Origin of the sequence: Maribacter dokdonensis DSW-8, from assembly GCF_001447995.1 — a bacterium.
Lineage (GTDB): Bacteria > Bacteroidota > Bacteroidia > Flavobacteriales > Flavobacteriaceae > Maribacter > Maribacter dokdonensis.
Genome location: NZ_LDPE01000001.1, coordinates 559924 through 572804, shown reverse-complemented (window position 1 = coordinate 572804; position 12881 = coordinate 559924). Strand labels below are relative to the sequence as shown.

The following is a 12881-nucleotide window of genomic DNA, read 5'->3' as shown; positions in this document are numbered from 1 at the left end:
CGTACTATCGTCTAACTGTTAAATCTTTAATTTTATCCCCCAATGAACAAAAAGTTATTTGTGCTCTTAGTAGTTTTAATGAGCCTTTCACTTATTGGTCTGATTTTCGTTCAAAGTTTTTGGATAAGCAAATCCATTGATAGTAGTGAAGAACAGTTTTCAAGCAGTGTTTCAGAAGCGTTAAACAGTGTTACCAATAAGATTACGGAAAGAGAATCAAAAAATTACTTCGATAGATATTTACATGCGAAGGATAGTGCAGGTGGTGAACTAAAAGGGGCACAGCTTACAAATTTTTTCTTTATTGATCGAGATATCAATTCTAACGAAATCTTACTGTATGAGCACGGTATTTTAGAAGAGGATTACGGAATCTCGTCTACGTTCTTTGATAGTAGTGATGGTGCGGATACCACCATCATTAAAAATTATACCAGTAAACGAACTACTTCTATTTTTAAAGAAGATTTTGATTTAGAAGGAAATACACCACGTTTAAATCCTATTCAACGAATTGAGAAAATTGGAGGTCTTAATAAAATGGAAAAGGCCGCAATGGAAGAAATGTTTATGGTTCATGCCAAACGCGTTCCAATTCATAAACGTGTATCAAAACAAGAAATAGAATTGTTATTGCAGCGTGAACTTGAGAATAGAGGTGTAGATATCGCTTTTGAATATGGTGTGTACAGCAATGGCTTACCTACCAAAGTAAAGTCATCTAAGTTTAAATATGCCGAAGCAAATATCTATAAATCTCCTATGTTCGTAGATTTTGAAGGGGTTTCAAATTTCGATTTGTTAGTTTCGTTTCCTAAGAAAAAACGTTTCTTGGTGCAGTCTATTTTAGGTCTGGCAATGCTTTCATTATTGTTTACCATTATTATTGTGGTAGCTTATGCAGGGGCAATATACCAGTTGATCCGTCAGAAACAGATATCTGAAATTAAAACTGACTTTATTAATAACATGACGCATGAGTTCAAAACTCCCATTGCGACCATTAATTTAGCTGTTGAGGCAATCAGGAATCCTAAGATAATTGTTGATAAAGAAAAGGTTTTAAGGTACTTGCAGATGATACGTGATGAGAACAAACGTATGCATGCCCAAGTAGAAAACGTTCTAAGAATATCTAAGTTGGAAAAAAATCAGCTGGATATTAGTAAGGATAGGGTTAATGTGCACGACATTATAGAAGATGCAATTACCCACGTAGAATTGATCGTAGATGATCGGGGCGGTTATATTCACACTCATTTAGATGCGGAACGTTCAGAAGTATTGGCGAATGAAATGCATTTTACGAATGTAATTGTGAATATGTTGGATAATGCCATTAAGTACTCTGAAGATGCACCAAAAATAGATGTTTTCACGGAACGAGCTAAGAACTATATCATAATTAAAGTTCAAGATCAAGGAGCTGGTATGAGTAAAGGTGTAGTCAAGAAAGTATTTGAAAAATTCTATCGGGAACACACTGGAGATATACATAACGTTAAAGGTCACGGATTAGGACTGGCCTACGTAAAGAAAATAGTAGAAGACCACCAAGGCGAAGTTTATGCCGAAAGTGAAAAAGGAAAAGGAAGTACATTTTACATCAAATTGCCGTTAATATAAAAAAATATGGAAACAATAAACAAGAAGATACTTTTAGTTGAGGACGATCCAAATTTTGGAATTGTGTTGAAAGATTATTTGTCAATGAACGATTTCGATGTCACCTTGGCTAAGAATGGAATGGAAGGTTTTGAGAAGTTTAAAAAAGATAATTATGACATCTGTATATTGGATGTTATGATGCCTTATAAAGATGGTTTTACCTTGGCGAAAGAGATTCGTGAAAAGAATGAGAACGTGCCAATTGTTTTCTTGACGGCGAAAACAATGAAAGAAGATGTTCTTAAAGGGTATAAGGCAGGTGCAGATGATTATTTGAATAAACCATTTGATTCTGAGGTATTGTTAATGAAGCTAAAAGCTATTCTTCAAAGAAAGGCTTCTAACGGATTGGCGGACAGTAAGAAATTTGAATTTACTATTGGTGGTTTCCATTTGAATTCTAAATTAAGATTCTTGAAGTACAAAGATGAAGAATCAATAAAATTATCTCCAAAAGAGAATGAATTGTTACGTTTGTTGGCCTTACATGAAAACGATCTTATGCCAAGAGAATTGGCGTTAACAAAGATTTGGAGAGATGATAACTATTTTACTTCTCGTAGTATGGATGTTTACATAGCCAAATTACGTAAGTATTTAAAAGTGGATGATACTGTTGAGATTTTGAATATTCACGGTGAAGGATTCCGTTTGGTCGTAAAGACAGAAGGTGAATAATTCACTATTCCAGATACTAAAAAAGCATCCAATTTATTGGATGCTTTTTTGTTTTAGAGCTTTCTCATAATGTCCTTGACAATATCATTGGGTTCTTGGTCAATTGATACGGTTATTGCCTCTAAAGGTACTTCAAGAATATCAAATTGAGATTGTAGCAGTCCCGCGGGCATATAATGATTTTTTCTTGCACTCAACCTTTTGTCTATAAGGTCAAAACTTCCTTCTAAATAAACGAACTTATGCTTGTCCTCTAAATTCTTACTAAGAATAGTTCTATATTTTTTTTTAAGGGAAGAACATACAATTACGGCACCAGTAGCTAAATTTTCTATTGCTACCTCATTTAATTTTTCTAACCAGCCTTGGCGGTCATCATCATTTAAGGGGTGACCTGCTTTCATTTTCTTTACGTTCGCTACTGGATGAAAATCATCACCATCAAAAAACGGAAACTGAAGTTTATTGGCCAATAATTTCCCAATAGTAGACTTTCCGCTGCCCGAAACACCCATTACATATAGAATCTGTTTTTTAACCATGCTTTAGTTTTTTAATTTCATCGTCAATTTCATTTAAAAGTTTTTTAGGCTCATAATCATAATTGACCCAAATGGTATTTTTATTGCGTAAGAACCAAGTAAGTTGCCTCTTTGCAAATCTTCTGGTATTTTTTTTAATTTCTGAAACGGCAAAGTCTAAAGTCCAATCTCCTTCAAAATACTTGAATAATTCTTTATATCCAACGGTTTGTAGAGCATTCAAGTTTTTAAAAGCTAGTGTATTCTTTGCCTCTTCCAATAACCCGTTATCGATCATTAAATCAACTCGTTTATTGATACGGTCGTAAATCATTGGTCTTTCCGCCTTTAGCCCAATAGTTAAAACATTGAAATTTCTTTTTTCCTTAGGTTGATTTACAAAAGAAGAGTAAGGTGTACCGCTGCCAATAGTAACTTCAAGCGCCCTAATGACACGTTGCGGATTGTTGATATCCACTTTGCCGTAATAGGTTGGGTCCAATTCCTTGAGTTTTGTCTGTAAAGCGGCTATCCCGGAATTTTCTAATTCGGCATTCAATTGTTTACGAATGATTGGGTCTACTGTGGGGAAATTATTTAATCCTTCTGTTATTGCATTTACATAAAGACCACTGCCGCCAACCATAATTACTACTTTGTGTTTTTCAAAGAGGTGAGATAATTTTTGTAAAGCCTCTCTTTCAAAATCGCCTACCGTATATGTTTCTAAAACACTTTTATGTTGTATAAAATGGTGTTTGGCTTGTGCCAGTTCTTCTTTGTCAGGAACAGCGGTGCCAATATTCATTTCTTTAAAGAACTGTCTAGAATCCGCAGATATAATTTCGGTCTTGAAATGATTTGCTAATAGAATACCTAATTTGGTTTTGCCAATGGCAGTTGGCCCCACAACAGAAATTAAAATATTATTCATTCAATAAAGATCCACAATTATAACAATGGGTAGCATCATCTCTATGACCCTCTTTGGTGCATGTTGGGCAACACTGTGTGTTAACATGTACATAGCTGCCAGAATTCTTTAAAGTAGAGGTGTCTTTACCTTGTTTTGCAAACTCAGCGGTTACCATACCTGTAGGTACGGCAATAATGCCATAACCCAATAACATAATAATGGTAGCAATAGCTTGGCCTTGTGGTGTTATAGGGGCAATGTCTCCATAACCAACAGTAGTAAGTGTAACAATAGTCCAATATATGCTAGTAGGTATGCTTGTAAACCCAGCTTCGTCACCTTCAACCAAGTACATTAAAGTACCCATCATAACAGATGCAATAAGAACGGCAAATAGAAATACCGTGATTTTTGCCCTACTTGCTTTTAATGCTCTTTTCAGTTGCGATGCTTCACCAAGAAAACGTGCTAATTTTAATATTCTGAAAACACGTAGTAACCTAAATGCTCTAACCGCTAAAAGCACCTGAGAACCCGCAAAAATATAGGAGATATATAATGGTATAGTGGATAGAAAATCAATAATACCATAAAAACTGAATATATAATTACTTGGTTTTTTAATGCATATAATTCTTGCGATATATTCAATAGTAAAGAAAATAGTTACCAGCCATTCTAATATAAATAGTATTTCATGATATTCTGCATCTATAGCTTTTACGCTTTCCAGCATTATAAGTATAACACTGAAAATGATGATGATGAACAAAATAATATCGAACAATTTACCCATAGGGGTATCTGCTTCATAAATGATTTCATGAAGTTTTTGTTTCCATGGAGATAATTTTTGGTCTTCTTTCAAACTAATCGTTTAATTCCAATATTTTAAGTACTCGTTTTTTTCTTAAGTAAGATTCAATTAGATAATTGGCATCTCGTGTACCGTTCATAGGGGTAATTATACTTTCTAAGATATGAATATTATTTATTTGATGGTTCAAATCATAGAAACCTAAACCTACCAAAGATCCGTTTTTAAGTAAAATAGCACTTTGTTCGCCTATTTCCCTGCCTTTGTCTATTACCAAAACCTTGTTGCCCTTAATACTGTTTTTGGTTATTGCCGCAGTTACCCTTTTGTTATACTCGGCTACATCTTCTTTATTGATACATGCTCCTTGGCACGTGCCTTCATCATAACCTGAGCAATTATTTCTAGCTTCGCTAATGCCATTTAGTTTCTCGCACAGACCAAACTCCTTAGTAATCTTATAACGATAGTTTTTTGCACTAAATACACCGTTAAAAAGACCTAGAGGTTCTTTACATTCTCTATAAGGCTCTATTTTTAACTTATAATACCCATATTCATCAATAGTTGTGCAAATTGCATGACTGTACATTCGTTTTTTAGGAATAGTACTGTATTTAGGCCTTATTTTAAGCAGTTCTTGATGTTCTTTTAAAATTGCTACCAAGTCATTCCCAGTGAGTTCATAAGTTACTTTCTTGGTTTCTTTGGCGAGCTTTTTAAATTTTTGGTTGGACTTGGTAAAGATTTGATTCACCTTTTTCTTTAGATCACTGGTTTTACTTAGGTGAATAATGTCCCCGTCCTTATTGTGCATATAGAATACTCCGGTTTCATTGGGTAGGTCTCTTACGATATCCAATTGCTTTTCAGACAGTTCCCCTTGGGTTTCTTTTCTAATAGCGTCTTTGATGATAATCTTTTCAGAATCTTTGGCCAATAAGAGCTTAAAAAGTTTGACCGTAGCCAAAGCATCGCCATTTGCCCGGTGCCTGTCACTAACAGGTATGCCCAAGGATCTAACCAATTTTCCTAAACTATAGGATTCTGCATCTGGCAGTAATAATTTTGAAAGATCTACGGTACAAAGCGTTTTGCGTTCAAAATTGTACCCTAGGCGCCTAAACTCAGTCCTTAAGATTCTGTAGTCGAACTGTGCATTATGGGCTACAATAACGGTATCTTCCGTAATTTCTATTATCCGTTTGGCTACTTCGTAAAACTTAGGTGCAGTTCTCAACATTTTACTGTTAATCCCAGTAAGTTTTACTACAAAAGGCTGAATCTCTTTCTCGGGGTTTACTAGGCTTATGAACTTGTCTACTACTTTTTGACCATCAAATTTGTGAATAGCAATTTCAGTAATTCCTTCCTCATTAAATTTTCCTCCCGTGGTTTCAATATCTAAAATTGCGTACATGTATAATTATCTGTTTTGGACGGCGGTAGTTTTTAGCGTTAATTTCTGGAGCCAAAGATACTACTTCCTATACGTACCATAGTGCTACCTTCTTCAATTGCAATTTGGTAGTCACCGCTCATGCCCATTGAAAGCGTTGTAAAATCTGCATATTCACTTTTAAGTTTTAAGTATAGCGATTGTAAGCTTTTGAACTCACGCCTTACTTGATCCATATTTTCGGTAAAAGTAGCCATACCCATTAATCCCACTATTTTTACATTTTTATGCGATTTGAAATTTTCGTTACGTACTAAGTCTAGCAATTCTTCTTCGTTAAATCCGAATTTGGTGTCTTCCTCAGCAATGTGAACTTGTAAAAGACATGGTATGGTTCTATTATGTTTTTCAGCTTGTTTGTTGATTTCGGCTAAAAGTCTTGGACTATCTACACCATGAACCAAGCTAACATATTCAGCCATGTACTTTACCTTATTTCGTTGAAGGTGACCAATCATATGCCATTCAATATCCTTTGGCATTTTTTCCCATTTTTCGGTCATTTCTTGCACCCTGTTCTCTCCAAAAATACGCTGGCCTTGGTCATACGCTTCTTGAATATCAGAAATCGGTTTTGTTTTAGATACGGCAACCAATGTTACGGAATTGGGTATGGTTTGTTTAACAGCTAAAAGATTTTCTTTTATGGACATACACTTGATTTCAACTACTACTTAGTTTTTAAATTGACTTGACACCACCTCGGCTTTTTTGCTTTCGGCATAATCATAAAATCCTTCACCGGATTTTATACCTTTCTTTCCGGCCATAACCATATTTATCAATAATGGAGAAGGAGCATATTTTGGGTTTTTGAATCCATCGTACATAACGTTCAAAATAGAAAGGCATACATCTAAACCAATAAAATCTGCTAATTGAAGAGGTCCCATGGGGTGTGCCATTCCAAGTTTCATAACCGTGTCAATTTCTTCTACGCCTGCAACACCATGATGTAATGTTTCTATGGCCTCATTGATCATTGGCATTAAAATTCTGTTTGCTACAAAACCAGGATAGTCATTGACCTCGGTAGGTATTTTTCCTAATTTTTTAGAAAGTTCCATAATAATGTTAGTCGTCTCGTTAGAAGTACTATAACCACGAATGATTTCAACTAGCTTCATAATTGGAACAGGATTCATGAAGTGCATACCTATTACCTTGTCAGCTCTATTGGTTACAGCTGCTATTTGCGTAATGGAAATTGATGATGTATTTGAGGCTAAAATTGTATTGTTGTTACAAACAGCGTCTAGCTCCTTAAAAATGTTCAGTTTTATAGTTACATTTTCTGTGGCTGCCTCTATGGCAAGGTCTACATTTTTTACCCCTGTTTTTAATTCAGTAAACAGTGTAATGTTGGCCAATGTATTTGTCTTTTCGTCATTGGTTATTTTTTCTTTTGCCACCATACGATCTAAATTGTTGGCAATAGTACTTAAACCTTTGTCAAGTGCTTCTTGCGAAACATCTATTAGGTGAACTTGAAATCCGCTTTGCGCAAATACATGAGCTATTCCGTTACCCATAGTACCAGCACCTATAACTGCTATTTTATTCATATTTTTTTTGGATTGAATGCTGCGATAATTTGTAAAGCTACTTTTAATGCTTGTGTGCCCTGTTTTAAACTAACAACTGGTGTTGAATTGTTTTCAATGGCTTCGGCAAAAGATTCTAATTCGTCTAAAATGGCGTTGTTGGTTTCAATGGACGGATTTTCAAAATATATCTGCTTCTTTATTCCTTCAGCATTTTGAAGGATCATATCAAAATCACCAGGTTCTTTTGGAGCGTCTTTCATTTTGACCACTTCAACTTTCTTTTCCAAAAAATCTACTGAGATATAGGCATCCTTTTGAAAGAAACGCGACTTGCGCATATTTTTTAATGAAATTCTACTTGCCGTTAAATTGGCTACACAACCATTTTCGAATTCCAATCTAGCGTTTGCAATATCTGGGGACTGGCTTATTACAGATACCCCGCTCGCATTAACCTGCACAACTTCAGAATTAACGACACTTAAAATAGCATCTATATCGTGTATCATTAAATCTAAAACAACTGGTACATCTGTACCTCTTGGGTTAAATTCTGCCAATCTATGGGACTCAATGAACATTGGGTCCTTTATAGCGTGTTTTACAGCTGTAAATGCAGGGTTAAAACGCTCAACATGGCCAACTTGACCTTTAACGTTATATTCTTGTTCTAAGGCCAATAGAGAGTTTGCTTCTTCTAATGTATGTGTAATGGGTTTTTCTATAAAAATATGCTTGCCCTTTTCTATGGCCTGTTTGGCACATTCATAATGAGAAAGGGTAGGGGTAACAATGTCCACCACATCTACGGCATTCATTAAATCTTCAAGCTTTGCAAAATAGGTATATCCGAATTCCTTGCTAACTTTTTCGCCATTTGTACTATCGGCATCGTAGAAACCGATAAGTTCATATTTTTTAGAATCATTTAGGAGTCTAAGGTGAATCTTACCTAGATGCCCCGCTCCTAAAACACCAACTTTTAACATTTGTATCGTTTTCCCCAAAAATACGCATAGTTAGGTACTTTTAGGTTATCGGTTATTTCAATTTTATCAAAAAATGGATATTAGTTTTAATAGGTTCTTCCATCGTTAAAAGAACTTTGTTAACTTTGAAGAACAAACCGACTACCATTGAAAGATACCTTAAAACACAGGGGAATGCGCAACCACCTAGCGCAAGTATTGATTGACAAAGGAATAGCAGATAAAAAGGTCCTGGACGCCGTAAGGCAAATACCAAGACATTTGTTTATGGATAGTAGTTTTGAAGGTCATGCCTATCAAAACAAGGCATTTCCCATTGCTGCAAACCAAACTATTTCACACCCTTATACCGTAGCTTTCCAAACAGAGTTATTACAAGTAGAGCCTGGTCAAAAAATATTGGAAATCGGTACAGGTAGTGGTTACCAAACAGCGGTTCTATTAAAACTTAAGGTGAAGGTGTATACCATTGAACGACAATTGGAACTTTTTAAAAAAACCAATATTTTTTTCAAGAAAATGGGATATAGACCAAAGCAGGTGATTTTTGGTGATGGTTATAAAGGCTTGCCAAAAGAAGCTCCGTTTGATCGTATCATTGTTACGGCAGGTGCCCCAGAGGTACCCAAAGCATTGTTGTCACAATTAAAAGTGGGGGGTAGGTTAGTAATCCCTATTGGTTTTGAAGAACAAATAATGACCCTTTTCGTCAGAACTACGGAAAAAGAATTTTCAAAGACAGAGTACGGGTCTTTTAGATTTGTACCCTTATTGGAAAATAAGAATTAATTATTAAAGTTCTTTTTAATTCGGTCAAGATCTCTTTTGTTATCTCGATCCTTAATGGTTTCTCTTTTGTCGTAGAGTTTTTTACCCTTTGCTAGTGCTATCTGCATTTTTGCTAGTCCGCGGTCATTTATAAATACTCTAAGTGGAACTATGGTAAGACCAGATGTTTTTACTTCTTTGCTAAGCTTTTTAAGTTCTCTTTTCTGAAGAAGTAATTTACGTTCCGCTTTAGGTTTATGATTAAAATGCGATGCATGTGAATACTCGTCTATTTGCATATTGATTACAAATAGTTCTTCATTGTCGTTAAATTCACAAAAACTTTCAGAAATTGATGCACGACCTTCTCTAATGGCTTTGATCTCGGTACCGGCCAAAACGATACCTGCCGTGAACTTGTCCTGTAGCTCATATTCAAAACGAGCTCTTTTGTTCTTAATGTTTATTGTATTCTGCATTAACTACAAAAGTAAGAACTATTCATTTAATGATTTGATCTTTTGTAACTAATTAAACGTATTAATCGGATAAAATAGTATTATTTTGGACAGTTACAGTTAAATATGAGTTTATCCACAGATGGTGTGCCATTAGTGATTTTAACTATAAATAAAGTACCGTTTTCACTGTCGTCAATGGTATAGAATTTTTGTTCGTCAATTAACTTGTTTACAAATTCAGGTGTTGTATTACTATGTCCTACAATTAAAACGTTCTTATTTAAATTTTCGCTTTTAAATTGGGCAATATCAATTAAGGTTGGGTCGTAATATTGAACATCTATATTCTGTTTTACCGAAGTTGGAGCAGCGGTCATAGACGTTCTATTATAATCAGTGGAATATATGGCATCTAATTCTACGTCTGCCAATATTTCTGCCCAGTGCATGGCTCTTCCCAAACCTTGCTGTGTTAATTCTGGGTCTGCATCATCAGGATTGCTTCTATCTTTTTCCGCATGCCTTATCAAGTAAAAAGTAGAAATGGAAGTTTCTTCTTGAGATTTATCAATGGTGGGTTCATCTTTGCAAGAAAGATTGATAGCCAGCAAAATAAAAAGGATATATTTGAATGCTTTCATGAAAATATGTTTGGTGTATTAATTTAATAACTAAAATTACTTCAAAATAGTACTATAAATAGTCTAATTTTTGTTTTTTTGCATATGAAAAAATTTTGTGGGACACTTCTTATTGGTTTTGTAGTTCTTGGTCTTAAGGCTCAGGAAGTAGTACTTCCTACCGATTTTAGGCAACAAAACTTAACTGAATACAACGGGAGTATAGTAAACCCTGCATATAGTTTAGACCGTAATAATCCATCTTCTATTGCATTTTGGTCTAGATGGCAGTGGCAAACTTATGACGGTGATCCAACTTCTCTCTTCTTAAATTATTCAGCTAGATTAAATGATGTTTCGGCTGCTGGTATTGGCTTTTTTCAACACAATACGGGTATTTTTTTAAATACAGGGGCAAACTTAAATTATGCGTATAATATTGCACTTGGTGAAGATATCTTCTTAGGGGTTGGGTTAAATGTTTTTGCCTTTCAACAAAAATTAGCTGACGATCGTTTTTTTGTTCCTAATCCTATACAAACCTCCGCTGAAAATGATTTTATACTACAAATGGCTCCTGGTATAAATTTAAGTATCGATAGATTTAATATTGGGTTAACTTCTGAAAATTTGTTCGATTATAATTTTACCACTAACGAACGTAACACTAGTCCTGATGATAGGATGTTTCAGGCATTGGTAAGTTACGATTTTCCTGTAAGTGTGTTAAGTAGTGACGATAGTTCAGTATTTAGACCAATGCTGTATTATAAAACAATTCCAGGATTGGACAATCAAATCGGATTAATCACCTTATTGACAACTAATAAATATTGGGCGCAAGCTGGGTATAATAGTTTTTATGGATTTTCAGGTGGTATTGGTGGTCGTTTCTTTAAGAGATTATCTTTTGGTGCATTGGTTGAAGTGGGTACAAGTTCAGATTTAAAGGGTCAAGATCCTACATTTGAGTTGGTCACTTCTTATAAATTAGGAAAACAACAGACACCGGCAGAAGAGCTTGAGGAGCAATTAATTGCTGAGGAGAAAAAGAAGGAAGAATCACTTGTTCAGCAAGAGGAAATTGAAGTGGCTTCTACTGAATTGACCAAAGCGGAAAAATTGGCTCTAAAACGTGAGTCTAAAAAACAAGAACGTTTAGCGCTTATAGAAAGTAAAAGGTTAAAAGATTCTATTCAAAATGCATCTAGACAATCAGATTTGACAGTTAAACAATCTAAAAGGGATATTAAAAGAAAGCGTGACTCGCTAGAGAATGCCAAAGCAGAGCAAGCTTTGGCAGAAGCAAAGGCTTTGCAGCAACAAAGGCAAAAAGACTCCATAGCGGCCGTAATGAAGAGAGAGGCAGAAGCGGTTGCACTGGCACAGCAAAGAAGACAAGATTCTATAGCTGAAAGTAAGGCTTTGGCAATGAGAAATGAGGTCGTGGAAGTAAAAGCTGGCGAAAAATATGAAGAAGTTACCAAAGAGGGTGCTTTGGAACCGGGGTATTATTTGATTGCCAACGTTTTCGGAACTAAAAAATACTTGGATGCTTTCTTGGCAGACATGAAAAAAAGAGGGATAAATGCCAAATCTTTCTTTAGGGAAAAGAATAAATATAATTATGTATACTTAGCTAAGTTTGATTTTATCAAAGATGCGAGACAAGCAAGAGACTCTAAATTGAATGGTAAGTACACCGATAAAATCTGGATATTCAGGGTTACAGGTGAGTAAAGAACTTTATCTCTTACAAAATACACCCTTGGTTAGAACTGAAATAGGCTTTTGCTTATTTCAGTTCTCTTTTTATAAGTACTTCTAAATAGCTAACCGTATTTAATAGATATTTACGGTCTTTGGTTAAAGTCGCCATTGCAATGGATCCTTGTATTATAGTGAACAATTGCTTTGAAAACTGTAATGGTGTAACCGGTAATTTGAATTCACCACCATTTATTCCATTTTCAAAAACCAAGGCAATTTTACCTTCAATTTCCTTAATGGTTTCTTTAGCGGCAGCGGCAAGTAATCTGTTGTTATGTTGAGCGTCTATACCAACATTTAAAATAGGACAACCTCCCATATTTAAAGTGAATACGTCATATTTTTTATAGAATTCTATTAAATTCTTGATCTTTCCCATAGCATTTCCATCAATTGACAGATGTTCATCTATAGCCGTGAGAAGTAGATTTCTATTAAACTCAAATGCAGCTAAGGCTAAAGCTTCTTTATTTTCAAAATTCCCATACAAAGCACCTTTAGTAAGATTGGTGGCCTCTGTTAAGTCGCTCATACTGGTACCTACGTAACCATGTTTGTTAAAAACAGGTGCGACAGTCTCAATAATATAAGCGGTGGTTCTTTCGGCTTTTGTGGACATATAAGACTGTTTTATGCGAATATAAAAAAATCTATACTGTATGGTATA

14 protein-coding genes are annotated in these 12881 nt (G+C 35.0%); 4 read left to right on the top strand and 10 right to left on the bottom strand.

What is annotated here, in order from left to right; genetic code table 11:
- The first annotated feature begins 42 nt into the window (after window positions 1-42).
- Window positions 43-1626 (top strand): sensor histidine kinase, encoded by a 1584-nt coding sequence (locus tag I600_RS02640; RefSeq protein ID WP_058102955.1) that lies wholly within the window; start codon window positions 43-45, stop codon window positions 1624-1626.
- Between the two features lie 6 nt (window positions 1627-1632).
- Window positions 1633-2346 (top strand): response regulator transcription factor, encoded by a 714-nt coding sequence (locus I600_RS02635; RefSeq protein ID WP_027067244.1) that lies wholly within the window; start codon window positions 1633-1635, stop codon window positions 2344-2346.
- Window positions 2347-2399: 53 nt separating this feature from the next.
- Here the strand turns inward: I600_RS02635 and I600_RS02630 are convergent, their stop codons facing one another.
- Genes I600_RS02630 through I600_RS02600 form a run of 7 tightly spaced genes read right to left on the bottom strand, consistent with a single transcriptional unit; the run spans window position 2400 to window position 8595 of the window.
- Window positions 2400-2888 carry a gluconokinase gene (locus I600_RS02630; RefSeq protein WP_058102954.1) on the bottom strand — a complete coding sequence of 163 codons (489 nt, stop codon included), beginning with the start codon at window positions 2886-2888 and terminating at the stop codon, window positions 2400-2402.
- Entirely contained in the window at window positions 2881-3801 is a 921-nt protein-coding gene (gene miaA, locus I600_RS02625; protein ID WP_058102953.1) for a tRNA (adenosine(37)-N6)-dimethylallyltransferase MiaA, read from the bottom strand. Before miaA ends, I600_RS02630 begins: the two co-directional genes overlap by 8 nt.
- Complete coding sequence (locus tag I600_RS02620; RefSeq protein ID WP_058102952.1) at window positions 3794-4651, bottom strand: ion transporter; 858 nt, start codon at window positions 4649-4651, stop codon at window positions 3794-3796. The genes miaA and I600_RS02620 overlap by 8 nt, the downstream gene beginning before the upstream one ends.
- A gap of 1 nt (window position 4652) precedes the next feature.
- The gene (locus tag I600_RS02615; protein ID WP_058102951.1) at window positions 4653-6020 is read right to left on the bottom strand and encodes an exonuclease domain-containing protein; all 1368 of its coding nucleotides are present in this window, start codon (window positions 6018-6020) and stop codon (window positions 4653-4655) included.
- Window positions 6021-6058: 38 nt separating this feature from the next.
- Window positions 6059-6712, bottom strand: coding sequence for a YggS family pyridoxal phosphate-dependent enzyme (locus I600_RS02610; protein ID WP_058102950.1), 654 nt, complete (start codon window positions 6710-6712; stop codon window positions 6059-6061).
- Between the two features lie 21 nt (window positions 6713-6733).
- Window positions 6734-7624, bottom strand: a complete 891-nt coding sequence (locus tag I600_RS02605; RefSeq protein ID WP_058102949.1) for a 3-hydroxyacyl-CoA dehydrogenase family protein — start codon at window positions 7622-7624, stop codon at window positions 6734-6736.
- Window positions 7621-8595: a Gfo/Idh/MocA family protein gene (locus tag I600_RS02600; RefSeq protein WP_058102948.1), complete on the bottom strand. Its 975-nt coding sequence runs from the start codon at window positions 8593-8595 to the stop codon at window positions 7621-7623. The genes I600_RS02605 and I600_RS02600 overlap by 4 nt, the downstream gene beginning before the upstream one ends.
- A gap of 147 nt (window positions 8596-8742) precedes the next feature.
- On the opposite strand from I600_RS02600, the gene I600_RS02595 reads away from it, so the two are divergent.
- Window positions 8743-9384 carry a protein-L-isoaspartate(D-aspartate) O-methyltransferase gene (locus tag I600_RS02595; RefSeq protein WP_058102947.1) on the top strand — a complete coding sequence of 214 codons (642 nt, stop codon included), beginning with the start codon at window positions 8743-8745 and terminating at the stop codon, window positions 9382-9384.
- On the opposite strand, the gene smpB is transcribed toward I600_RS02595, so the two are convergent.
- Together smpB and I600_RS02585 are read right to left on the bottom strand one after the other, a co-directional pair.
- Window positions 9381-9842 (bottom strand): SsrA-binding protein SmpB, encoded by a 462-nt coding sequence (smpB, locus tag I600_RS02590; protein WP_058102946.1) that lies wholly within the window; start codon window positions 9840-9842, stop codon window positions 9381-9383. The two genes, I600_RS02595 and smpB, sit on opposite strands and share 4 nt — an antisense overlap.
- Window positions 9843-9922: 80 nt before the next feature.
- A complete protein-coding gene (locus tag I600_RS02585; protein WP_058102945.1) occupies window positions 9923-10465 on the bottom strand; it encodes a SixA phosphatase family protein in 543 nt (180 codons plus the stop codon).
- A gap of 84 nt (window positions 10466-10549) precedes the next feature.
- Here I600_RS02585 and I600_RS02580 point away from each other — a divergent pair, with 84 nt between their 5' ends.
- Entirely contained in the window at window positions 10550-12184 is a 1635-nt protein-coding gene (locus tag I600_RS02580) for a PorP/SprF family type IX secretion system membrane protein (RefSeq protein WP_058102944.1), read from the top strand.
- A 55-nt stretch (window positions 12185-12239) separates the two neighbouring features.
- Here I600_RS02580 and I600_RS02575 read toward each other — a convergent pair whose 3' ends face one another.
- Window positions 12240-12833 carry a TetR/AcrR family transcriptional regulator gene (locus I600_RS02575; protein WP_058102943.1) on the bottom strand — a complete coding sequence of 198 codons (594 nt, stop codon included), beginning with the start codon at window positions 12831-12833 and terminating at the stop codon, window positions 12240-12242.
- Between the last annotated feature and the right edge of the window lie 48 nt (window positions 12834-12881).